This window comes from Mixta sp. BE291, from assembly GCF_031457955.1.
GTDB lineage: Bacteria > Pseudomonadota > Gammaproteobacteria > Enterobacterales > Enterobacteriaceae > Mixta.
The window spans coordinates 15046-26629 of the sequence record NZ_JAVDXN010000008.1 but is presented as its reverse complement, the minus strand read 5'-3'; the positions used below and the strand labels follow the sequence as shown (position 1 = coordinate 26629).

General features: G+C 55.9%; 9 protein-coding genes. All 9 read left to right on the top strand.

Annotated elements, in window-relative coordinates; translation table 11 throughout:
• The first annotated feature begins 2 nt into the window (after positions 1-2).
• The 9 genes from hcp (at position 3) to tli1a (J2X14_RS17050) (ending at position 11569) form a co-directional block, all read left to right on the top strand.
• Positions 3-494 carry a type VI secretion system effector Hcp gene (hcp, locus tag J2X14_RS17090; protein ID WP_352412379.1) on the top strand — a complete coding sequence of 164 codons (492 nt, stop codon included), beginning with the start codon at positions 3-5 and terminating at the stop codon, positions 492-494.
• A gap of 292 nt (positions 495-786) precedes the next feature.
• Complete coding sequence (gene tssH / locus J2X14_RS17085; protein WP_352412378.1) at positions 787-3438, top strand: type VI secretion system ATPase TssH; 2652 nt, start codon at positions 787-789, stop codon at positions 3436-3438.
• Complete coding sequence (locus J2X14_RS17080) at positions 3435-5810, top strand: type VI secretion system Vgr family protein (RefSeq protein WP_352412377.1); 2376 nt, start codon at positions 3435-3437, stop codon at positions 5808-5810. Before tssH ends, J2X14_RS17080 begins: the two co-directional genes overlap by 4 nt.
• Entirely contained in the window at positions 5803-6570 is a 768-nt protein-coding gene (locus J2X14_RS17075) for a DUF4123 domain-containing protein (RefSeq protein WP_352412376.1), read from the top strand. Before J2X14_RS17080 ends, J2X14_RS17075 begins: the two co-directional genes overlap by 8 nt.
• A gap of 64 nt (positions 6571-6634) precedes the next feature.
• On the top strand, positions 6635-7147 hold the full coding sequence (tli1a, locus tag J2X14_RS17070; RefSeq protein WP_352412375.1) for a Tli1a family immunity protein: 513 nt from the start codon (positions 6635-6637) through the stop codon (positions 7145-7147).
• A 36-nt stretch (positions 7148-7183) separates the two neighbouring features.
• On the top strand, positions 7184-7678 hold the full coding sequence (gene tli1a, locus J2X14_RS17065) for a Tli1a family immunity protein (RefSeq protein ID WP_352412374.1): 495 nt from the start codon (positions 7184-7186) through the stop codon (positions 7676-7678).
• A complete protein-coding gene (locus tag J2X14_RS17060; protein WP_352412373.1) occupies positions 7666-9981 on the top strand; it encodes a T6SS phospholipase effector Tle1-like catalytic domain-containing protein in 2316 nt (771 codons plus the stop codon). Before tli1a (J2X14_RS17065) ends, J2X14_RS17060 begins: the two co-directional genes overlap by 13 nt.
• A gap of 226 nt (positions 9982-10207) precedes the next feature.
• Positions 10208-10960, top strand: coding sequence for a toxin Tle1 chaperone Tla1 (gene tla1, locus J2X14_RS17055; protein WP_352412372.1), 753 nt, complete (start codon positions 10208-10210; stop codon positions 10958-10960).
• Positions 10961-11044: 84 nt separating this feature from the next.
• A complete protein-coding gene (gene tli1a / locus J2X14_RS17050) occupies positions 11045-11569 on the top strand; it encodes a Tli1a family immunity protein (protein WP_352412371.1) in 525 nt (174 codons plus the stop codon).
• The last annotated feature ends 15 nt before the right edge of the window (positions 11570-11584 follow it).

Genomic DNA, 11584 nt, shown 5'->3' with positions numbered 1-11584 from the left:
TCATGGCAATTCCTGTTTATCTTTGGCTGAAAGACGACGGCGGCGCGGACATTAAAGGGTCTGTGGACGTTCAGGATCGTGAAGGCAGCATCGAAGTAGTGGCTCAGGAACATAACCTGTACATCCCCACCGATAACAACACCGGCAAGCTGACCGGCACCCGCATCCACACGCCGTTCCTGTTCACCAAGGAAATCGATTCGTCCAGCCCGTACCTGTACAAGGCGGTGACCACCGGTCAGACCCTGCAGTCAGCGGAATTCAAGTGGTACAAAATCAACGATGCGGGTCAGGAAGTGGAGTACTTCAACACCAAACTGGAAAACGTGAAGGTGGTGAAAGTGAATCCGGTGATGCACGACGTCAAGGATCCTGCTTTCGAGAAGCATAACCACCTTGAGCGGATCGAGCTGCGTTACGAAAAAATCACCTGGACCTACAAGGACGGCAACATCATTCATTCCGATAGCTGGAACGAACGCGCCACCGCGTAATTGCTCGTCATATTTCGCGCCGTAGCGGCGTTGGCTGCGTTCGTTCGCCCCGGTCACATAGTTATCTATGCTCCCGGGGATTCGCGACCTTGCCGCCTTGCTTCAACGCGAACTATTCAGAGCAACGGCCGACGGGCAGTAATTTTTGCCCGTTTTTTGCTGAACGTCCGCGTGACGGGCTTTCAGCAAAGAAACCCACAAACTGCCAGCCTGACCGTATGCGCTTTGGTCCCCTTCACGGGAAACAGCGATGGGCGGTAGCGTGTCCAGGAACCGACAAAGAGAGAGATTCATGGAAAATCCAGCCATCCTGTTACGACGCCTGAACCCTTACTGTGCCCGTGCGCTGGAAGGCGCGGCTTCCCTGTGCCAGACCCGTGCCCATGCGGAAATTTTGCCGGAGCACTGGTTGCTGAAGCTGCTCGAACAGGGGGAAGGTGACCTGACGGTGCTGGCCCGCCGCTACGAGTGGGATATGGATGCGCTGTGGCAGGATTTGCTGGCCTGGCTCGACCGGCTTCCGCGCTCAGTACGCCGCCGTCCGCAGCTGTCGGACAGTCTCCAGGCCCTGTTGCAGGAAGCCTGGCTGGTTGCCTCGCTTAACAGCGAAGAACCTATCCGCAGTCAGCATCTGCTGATGGCGCTGGTGGAGAAACCTAAACTGGCGCGCTGCGACGGTCTGTGGCCGCTGTTGACGCTCGGTCAGAGTCAGCTTGCGCGTCTGCGACCGCTGCTCGATGCGCAGTCGGACGAACGTCCGGACGTTCAGCAGGAAGCGGAGCTGGCGCAGCACGGCGGGGAGGTGGAAATAATCGGCCGCCCGGCTGGCGTAGAAGTGAAAGAAGGCGAGCTGCATCCGGCGCTGCAAAACGCACTGGACAAGTTCACCCTGGACGTCACCGCAAAAGCGAAGGAAGGCAAAATCGATCCGGTGTTTGGTCGTGACACCGAAATCCGTCAGATGGTGGATATTCTCTCCCGCCGTCGTAAAAACAACCCGATCCTGGTCGGTGAACCGGGCGTGGGTAAAACCGCCTTGGTAGAAGGACTGGCGCTGCGTATTGTTGAAGGCAACGTGCCGGAATCCCTCAGGCCGGTCATCCTGCGCACCCTTGACCTCGGCCTGTTGCAGGCAGGGGCGGGCGTGAAAGGCGAGTTCGAACAGCGTCTGAAAAACGTGATTGATGCGGTGCAGCAGTCCCCAGTGCCGATGCTGCTGTTTATTGATGAAGCCCACACCATCATCGGCGCGGGCAACCAGGCGGGAGGCGCGGATGCCGCTAACCTGCTGAAACCTGCGCTGGCCCGCGGCGAACTGCGCACCATTGCCGCCACCACCTGGAGCGAGTTCAAGCAGTACTTTGAACGCGATGCTGCACTGGAGCGCCGCTTCCAGATGGTTAACGTTGACGAGCCGGACGACGACACCGCCTGTCTGATGCTCAGGGGTCTGAAATCCCGTTACGCCGAACACCATAATGTGCATATCACCGACGATGCGGTACGCGCAGCCGTCACGCTTTCCCGCCGCTACCTGACCGGACGTCAGCTGCCGGACAAGGCCGTTGACCTGCTGGATACCGCGAGCGCGCGCGTGCGCATGAGCCTTGATACCACCCCGGAAGCAATAGTGCGCCTGAAAGCACAACTGACGGCGCTGGCGCTGGAAGAGCAGGCGCTGCTGGAAGATATTGCGGCAGGCAGTAACCGTCATGATGACCGCCTGCGCGTGATTGAGCAGCAGCGGGCTGAACTGGATGCGCGTATTGAGGAGCAGGAAGGTCGTTTCCGCAATGAAAAGGCGCTGGCACAGCAGCTGATGACCAGCCGACAGGACATCAGCCAGCGGACCGAAATTTCCGACCTGCAACAGCAGCTGGCGCAGGCACAGCAGGGCGATGCGCTGATTCAGGTGGACGTGGACACCCGCACGGTCGCGAACGTGATCGCCGACTGGACCGGCGTGCCGCTGTCTTCCCTGATGAAAGACGAACAGACCGAACTGCTGACCCTGGAATATGAAATCGGCAAACGCGTGGTCGGCCAGGATGCTTCCCTGGCGGCTATCGCCCAGCGCCTGCGCGCGGCGAAGACCGGCCTCACGGCAGAGAACGGTCCGCAGGGCGTGTTCCTGCTGGTTGGCCCAAGCGGCGTCGGCAAGACCGAAACCGCGCTGGCGCTGGCCGATGTGCTGTATGGCGGTGAAAAATCGCTGATTACCATCAACCTCTCCGAATACCAGGAGCCACACACCGTTTCTCAGCTGAAAGGTTCCCCTCCGGGTTACGTCGGCTATGGCCAGGGCGGGATCCTTACCGAAGCCGTGCGCAAGCGCCCGTACAGCGTTGTATTACTTGATGAAGTGGAAAAAGCCCACCGTGACGTGATGAACCTGTTCTATCAGGTGTTCGATCGCGGCTTTATGCGCGACGGCGAAGGGCGTGAAATCGACTTCCGTAACACCGTTATTCTGATGACCTCGAACCTCGGCAGCGACCACATCATGCAACTGCTCAATAAGCAGCCGGACGCTACCGAAGGCGATCTACACGAACTGCTGCGCCCGATCCTGCGTGATCACTTCCAGCCTGCGCTGCTGGCCCGCTTCCAGACCGTGATTTACCGCCCGCTGGCGGAAGCTGCAATGCGCACCATTGTGGAGATAAAGCTGTTACAGGTCCGCAAGCGTTTATATCGCCACTACGGCCTAACCACGCAGATCGAGGAGAGCCTGTATGACGCGCTGACCGCCGCCTGTCTGCTGCCGGACACCGGAGCGCGTAACGTCGACAGCCTGCTGAATCAACAGATTCTGCCGGTGCTGAGCCAGCAGCTGCTGACCCACATGGCTGTTAAACAGAGACCACAGTCGCTATGCCTTAGCTGGAGTGAGGAAGAGGGTATCGGGCTGACGTTTGACCATATACAAGGAGTGCACGCATGAGTATCAGCCTGCCGATAAGATTCAGCCACAACCATCACCGGCTTGCGGTGAAGGGGTGCGACGCAGAGCTCGATGTGTTGGCATTTGAAGGCGATGAAGCCCTGAGCACGCCGTTCAGCTACCGTATTGAATTCACAAGCTCTGACCATGTCATCAGCAAAGAGATGATGCTGATGAAAGCCGCCTCCCTGACGCTGCAGGCTCCGGTTGACCAGGGTTACGGCATCAGAATGCAGCAGGTCGTGCGTATCCTTCAGGGGGTGGTGAGCGGCTTTGAACGCCTTAGCACCTCAAAGGATGAAACCCATTACGCCCTGACGCTTCAGCCACGCCTGGCGCTGCTTGACCGTTCGCACCAGAACGCCATTTACCAGGACATGACGGTTCCGCAGATTGTCGAAAAGATCCTGCGCGAGCGCCACAACCTGCGCGGCCAGGATTTTCTGTTCTCGCTGAGTCGTGAGTACCCGCGCAGAGAGCAGGTGATGCAGTACGGCGAGGACGACCTGCACTTTATTACCCGTCTGCTGGGTGAGGTCGGTATCTGGTTCCGTTTTACCACCGATACGCGCCTGAACATTGACGTGGTGGCGTTCTGCGACGGTCAGCAGGGGTATGAGAAGGGGCCGACGCTGCCGTCTGTTCCGCCGTCAGGGCAGCATTCGGACGGTGTGGACGCGGTGTGGGGGATGGAGAGCCATCATAACGTGGTGCAGAAGCAGGTCAGCACCCGCGATTATAACTACCGTCAGGCCACGGAGGAGATGAACACCCGGGTGGACGCGACCCGCGGGGATGCCACCACCTACGGAGAGGCCTATCACTGGGCCGATAACTACCTGACGGCGGGTAATACCCATGATCGTCATCCGGCAGCGGAGTCCGGCGCGTTTTACGCCCGTATTCGTCATGAGCGCTACCTGAATGGCCAGACGCAGATCCGTGCCATCACCGGCTGCCCGACGCTCTCTCCGGGTATGCGGCTGAAGGTCACCGGCGGTTACGAAGTGGCAGAGGTGTTTGCCCACGGCGTGGTCATCACGGCGATGCACAGCCATGCGCGGCGTGATGAAGACTTCGGCGTCAGGTTTGTCGGGATCCCGGACAGCCCGGATTTTTGCTTCCGCCCTGAGCCAGGCCCACGCCCGGTGATGGCCGGCACCTTACCGGCACGCGTCACCAGCACCACTGAAAATGACACCTACGGACATATCGATAAAGAGGGCCGCTACCGCGTCAGCATGCTGTTTGACCGTGATAACCGGGAGAGCGGGTTCGAGAGCCTGTGGGTGCGTCAGTCCCGCCCGTACGCGGGAGACACTTACGGCCTGCACCTGCCGCTGCTGGCGGGCACCGAAGTGGCGATTGGTTTTGAGGACGGTAACCCGGACAGACCGTACATCGCAGGCGTGCTGCATGACTCGGCGCACGGCGACCACGTCACCATTCGCAACTACAAACGTAACGTCCTGCGCACCCCCGCGAACAATAAAATCCGCCTCGACGATGAGCGCGGAAAAGAGCATATCAAGGTCAGCACGGAGTACGGCGGCAAGAGTCAGCTGAACCTCGGGCATCTTGTCGACAGCGAAAAGCAGAAGCGCGGTGAGGGTTTTGAGCTCAGAACCGACAGCTGGGGGGCTATCCGGGCACAGAAAGGGCTGTTTATCAGCGCAGATGGCCAGGCGAAAGCACAGGGCCAGGCGCTGGAGATGCAGCCAGCGATCAGTCTGCTTAAAGGGGCAGTAAATCAGGTGCTCGGATGGGGAACGATTACGCAGACTCACCACAATGTTGCCCCGGATGCTGAGCCACTAAGAGAATTTGTTGCCAGCGCTGGCGAGCTTAAAGCACCTGCGTTGCTGCTGTCTGCACCGAAAGGTATTGCCGCCGTTACGCCGGAAACAGCCCTGATGCACAGCGGGAAAGGGCTGTACTTACAGAGCCTGGGGGAAGTGAATATCAGCGCGGCACAGCGCTATTCATTGAACGCAAGCCAAGCTGTCTCAATCCTTGCTCAGCAGGAGGGGATGCGGCTGATATCTGCCAGAGGCCCGCTGGAGATTGAGTCGCATGCTGATGTTCTTTCGCTGACCTCACTTAAGGATGTCACCGTCCAGTCAACACAGGGGCATCTACAGCTCACCGCGAAAAATGGCATCACCATTGGCTGTGGCGGAGCCTATATCCGCCTTACGCCGCAGGGCGAAATTGAAATTCACAGTCCGGGTTTATTGAGTCTGAAAGGTCAGCATAACCTGCAGGGGCCAGCCAGCGAAGAATTTCCCTTGCCGGAGCTGCCATCGTCAGTATGTAAAGAGTGCCTAAAAAAAGCGCAGGAAGAGGCGATGGGGGTAGTGTTACGTGGATAACTTACAGAGCGTTCCCGCTGCTGTCGCGGAGCAATGGCTTGAGCAAGCAGAGTTCTTAAGTCTGAATGCCAGTCTCGATTATATCGATCTCATTATTAATCTGGCGGGTACGGATCGTACTGGCAGGGATATGTTCTGCCATCTGACTCCCGAAATCCGATATGCCTCTTTGTTTGAGGAGATGCCGGAGGAAGGCCTGAAGGACGAAGGGGCGTTTGTGGCTCGTTTCTGCTGGTCAGAATGGCGGCATAAGATGTTTCTGGCCGATCTGATGCGCTACTGGGGAGGGGGAGCTCGTTTGATGCTGGCGCTCAGCCCTCTGGCATTCAACGAAATGAAAAACCAGCTTTTAGCGATATCTCAGTTTGAATGGGGAAATCAAACCGGAATTTTTCGTTTTTACGATAGCCGGATCTTTCCTGAGCTATTCAGCCATGTGCTGTCTGAAGAACAGCAGGCTTTATTTACTCGTATTGCCTTTTACTGGGGATGGCTGGATCGAGACGGGTGTCATATTTGGAAGCAGGGAAGCATAGGGCCGGATAGTACGGTTATACCCGAACCGGCAAAACTGATATTAACCGATCGGCAGATTGAAACTATTGGCTGTATTAGCGATGCCGAGGTTCTGGCCCGAAATCTTTATCGAGAAGGCTCTTCCCGGGAAACCATTTTCCGAAATTGCTTTGAGGCTGCGCTGGCGGCCAGTCGGGAAGCGTTCTGGGGGGAGCTTAGTGAATATGTTCAGCAATATAAATAGTTCAGCGATCTTCAATCTGCCTGAATAAGTCGGGCAACGCTATAAACAGCGGTAGGAGGCGTTAATGCGTAAAAGGATATTTACCATTCTGGTTATTCTGATGATGTCAGGATGTTCTCAGGCGGGAAGTAGTGATTATACGGCGGGGGATATTCGCGGGATAAATCATACGGCAAACGTAATTAATTATGTAAAAGTGAATGGTCGCGGGGGACCCAATATCAGTGCCTATGGAGAAGGGGGAGGATATTGCTGCGTAATGCTGCCACTGAAATGGACGCCGGGTCTGAAAGCGCGGATTGAGTGGGAAGTTGACCCTGACACAGCTTCTCCATTTCCTGGATATCAGGACAGAGAAAAATATAAAAAATGGGAAAAGGAAGTCAAAGCCAGCTACCAGAAACACAGCGCGATAGTCGATATCCCAGAATACGGTAAATCACGCTGCGGTATTACGGTGCATTTTCTGCCCTGCAATCAGGTGAAGGTCACAACGGTCTGTGAAGGGTATGGCACGCCCGACTACCCGATTAAAGAGCCGCTGAATATGAAGGAGCCTGCGCAATGTCCGCAATAATCCGGACGCAGAATATAAACCTGACAGGAGGATTAAATGCTTAAAAGGATATTTACCATTCTGGTTATTCTGATGATGTCAGGATGTTCTCAGGCGGGAAGTGGTGATTATACGGCGGGGGATATTCGCGGGTTTAATCATACCCGGCAGGGCGTTAATCATTTTACCGTTAACGGTTATGGTGGACGGTTAACAGGTAATAGTTGCTGCATTTTGCTGCCGCTGAAATGGACCCCGGGTCTGAAAGCGCGGATTGAGTGGGAAGTTGACCCTGACACAGCTTCTCCATTTCCTGGATATCAGGACAGAGAAAAATATAAAAAATGGGAAAAGGAAGTCAAAGCCAGCTACCAGAAACACAGCGCCATAGTCGATATTCCGGAATACGGTAAATCACGCTGCGGGATCACGGTGCATTTTCTGCCCTGCAATCAGGTGAAGGTCACAACGGTCTGTGAAGGGTATGGCACGCCCGACTACCCGATTAAAGAGCCGCTGAATATGAAGGAGCCTGCGCAATGTCCCCAGTAAGCTCAGGACTTCCCTGCTGGGCGCCACCGGTCTTTCCGAAAGGCGGACGCCTTGCCCTTACGTCGACCCAGGTGAACGCCAATTATAAAAAGCAAATTCAGGAAGCGGAAAACTTTAAAGCGCAGCTGAGCCAGCAGGCGCAGTGCCGTGTCGGTTTCACCTGCAGCCAGAGCCTGCATATCAGCCTGTTTTTTGACGGTACCGGCAATAACGAAGAGAACGATACAAAGGTGGCCAGTCCTCCTCATCCGACGAATATTGCCAGACTTTTTCATGCAGCCTATCCGACAGCAGCAGAACAACAGGGATATTTTTCCTATTACATCCCGGGTGTCGGGACGCCTTTCCCTAAGATTAATGAATTTGACTACAGTCTGGATGGACTGGCCTTTGCTGCGGGGGGAGAAGACCGCATCAACTGGGGATTACTGCGTCTGGCCGATGCCCTGATGTACGCTATCACCCCTACGCACCAGCGCCTGGATGATAGCGTTGCCCGGGCACTGCTGCCCGATATGCGCGCCCGCTGGCCGATAACCGGCGAGGTGAACCGCCGTAATACGATTAACAGGCTGTTGGCCCCCTTAAAGGCGCAGGTCACACAGGCCAGACCGCATCTACTCGCCATCAAGCTGTTTATCTACGGTTTTTCCCGTGGGGCGGCAGAGGCCCGCACCTTTGTTCACTGGCTTACCGGGCTGTTTACCGCGCCGCAGGAGGGGGATCAGTCTGAGATGAGCCTGCTGGGTTTACCGCTGAGTATTGAGTTTCTCGGCATCCTGGATACCGTAGCTTCGGTGGGAATAGCCCACGTCGCTCCGGGAGCCGCCGGGCATATGGGCTGGGCGGACGGCACTCAGCAGCTGCCGGATGAGCGTCGCTTTCCGGGGCTTATCCGCTGCTGCCGCCATTTTATTGCCGCCCACGAGCAGCGGCTCAGTTTTCCGCTCGATTCCGTACGCCGCCCGGACGGCAGCTACCCGGCGAACACGCTGGAAGTGGTGTATCCGGGCATGCACTCCGATGTGGGGGGAGGCTACCCGCCGGGCGACCAGGGAAAATCCCGGGGCGGGATGGGGGAGCTGCTGTCACAGGTTGTTCTGCACGATCTTTATCTGGCTGCTTTTGAGGCAGGGGCGCCGCTGACGGTTCGTTCAGATTTGATTACGCCACTTATTAAAGACATTCAACCTTCGAGAAAAATGTCGCGTGATTCAATGACTGAATTTGATATTGATAATAAATTAATCACCCGCTTCAATCTCTGGCGTCAGACGCTAATGAACGTAACGCCGGACGGAGACGGGGATGCCGCTTCCCCTGAATCGGGCTACCGGCCGTATCAGCTTCCACGGGTGCTGGAGAGCGCAGTAGCCGGGCAGATGGCATGGATCACCGCCTGGCGTATCGGGCGCTATGCACACAATAGCCTGCTGACCCAGCCGTTTTATGCCAGAGCACCCCAGTTGTCGCCCGCTGAACTTGAGAAAGAAAAAGAGGATTACGAGGCCAGGCGGGCAAAAATTCTCCGCACCCGAAAGGATGTTGATTGCTACCGGCCGGGCTGGCAGGACACTATCACGCCGGGGATACCGGACTACGATCCCACCAATGCGCAATACCAGCTGCGTGAAGCGGCCCGTGAATTTGAACATGATTACCGCAACTGGTACCGGGATATCAACGGCAGTTCCGGGGAAAAGGCCATACAGATTATTTTGGACGTTATCCCCAAAGCCCCGGTGTATCTGCTCAACGGTGATGACGAGAAAGCCGAATACCAGCAGATGCGTGACGACGGTGACTATTACTCTATCCGCCTCTTCACTGACCGGTTAGGTACCGGTGTCCGCACGTTGCCGGGCGCGGAGCTGCTGGCGTTTTATGATGAGCAGGTCCACGACTCCCGGGCCTGGTTTATGCAGAGCACGCTGGGCGGCAGAGAGATGTGGGGCGGATATTTCCGCTACCGGATGATCTACTGCGGTGATACTGCCAACAAACAGCTCCGGCTGATTTCGGTGGAGGGCAAAGTTGTAGGGGCGGCACCCACCTCGAACCGGGTGGAGTATCTGGTTGAAACGCGGGAGGTCGGGGGGGAGAAAATGGAAGTTCACCGGGTCAAAGATCTGGCAAATGATCAGACACAGCTATTGGCTTCGTCAGCAATACTGCCCGCGGACAACAGGCCTGCACTGATGGCAGCACGGCAGCAGTCTCAAATCGCCGCCGCCGGACACCAAAAGATGCTGAATGCGGCCGCTGCCCGGCTGCAACGGTCTGGCGCCAGGATAATCAGTTGAATCGGCATTGCCCGATTAACTGTTGCAGGGGATCAATAGGATTGAACCTGAATTCAGTACCGCCAGAGGAGAGACATCATGAGGGCAAATCCAGTCATCACAGTTAGCCTGAAAAGTCAGCATAACCTGCAGGGGCCAGTCAGCGAAGAGCTCCCTCGGGGGATGAAAAAAGTACCTTAAAAAAGCGCAGAAACTGGCGCAGGATTTTGTACCAAGGAAGGCATAAATGACCGCACAATGGATTGAGGAAGTCGCCGTTACCTGCCGGACATCCGGAACTGATTATATTGATATTATCGTTGATCAGGCCGGACTGGATTTTAGCGTTATTCCGGCGCTGAACGCGCTGTCAGTAGAGTGGCAGTCACTTTATCACGGGCTTCCGGAAGCGTTTATCGTCGATGATGCTCCGCTGGTTGCACGCATTATGCTTGATGATCTTCAGCAGATGCAGTGGCTGAAGGGCACGAGTCAGCAGGTCTTTGTTCAGGCTCCATTGCTGCTGTTGTGTTCAAACTGGTCTTTTTCCGCTCTGGCTGGTTGGCTCACGCAGTGTATGGATATTTTGCAGGAAGGGCGGAGCGGAATTTTACGATTTTACGATACGCGGATTTTCCCCCTGCTTTTTACGCACGTTCTTAGCGAGGAACAGCAAAGGTCTTTGTTGCGTCCTGTACTGTTCTGGGCCTGGCAGGATATGGATGGCAACGCCAGAGGTATAAAAGGTCGCGGTGCGCCCCAAACTCGTAATGAAAAACCTCACAAAATCGACCTCAGCGATCGTCAGCTTGAGCATCTGATGTGTGTCTGTGATGTTGTGGCCCTCCTTTCGCACCGCGCACCGCCTGTGGGCAGGTATGCATCACGACAGGCGCTTTTTACAAATTGTTACCAGGGCATGGTGGAGGCAACCAATCAGGGCATTATTTTGGATGAAGCACGCGAGGCGTGGGTTATGAAAAGGTGGTTTACCCAATGAGTAAATTGCTGATCATACTGATATTTCATCCGGAGACGCGTCATCTTCTCTTTGTTAATGTTCTTTTTATACAAGGAACGTCAGATGAAACCTTTACTGTTAAGCCCGCTGCTGGCGGGTCTGCTGCTGTTAACCGGTTGCTCACAGCCTGTGGCGCAAGCCGGGGGCGGTGGCACTATTGACGCCATCAACCACACAAAATGGGCGATTAACCATTTCAGCGTGGATAACCAGTCGGGCATTGACATTATTGGCCCGTTCCAGGGCGGCGGTGGGGGCTGCTGCTACAGCGTGCCCGCCCGGTGGACACTAGGCATGACGGTGCGTATTGACTGGGAAACCGGGGAGGCATCAACAGATGATTTCCCTGGATATGAAAAATGGAATAAATATCTGGAATGGGAAAAAAAAATCAAAGCCAGTCATCAGCAGCACAGCAAAACCGTCCCGGTTCCCGACTATACCGGTCAGGATGTCTGCGGCATCACCGTGCACTTTTTGCCCTGCGATGAGGTGAAGGTCACGACCAGTTGTTACACCTACGGCAGCCCGGCCTACCCGATAAAAGAGCCCATCAGGATGAAGGAGCCAGAGGTATGTCCGAAATAATGGAAACCGGTTCAG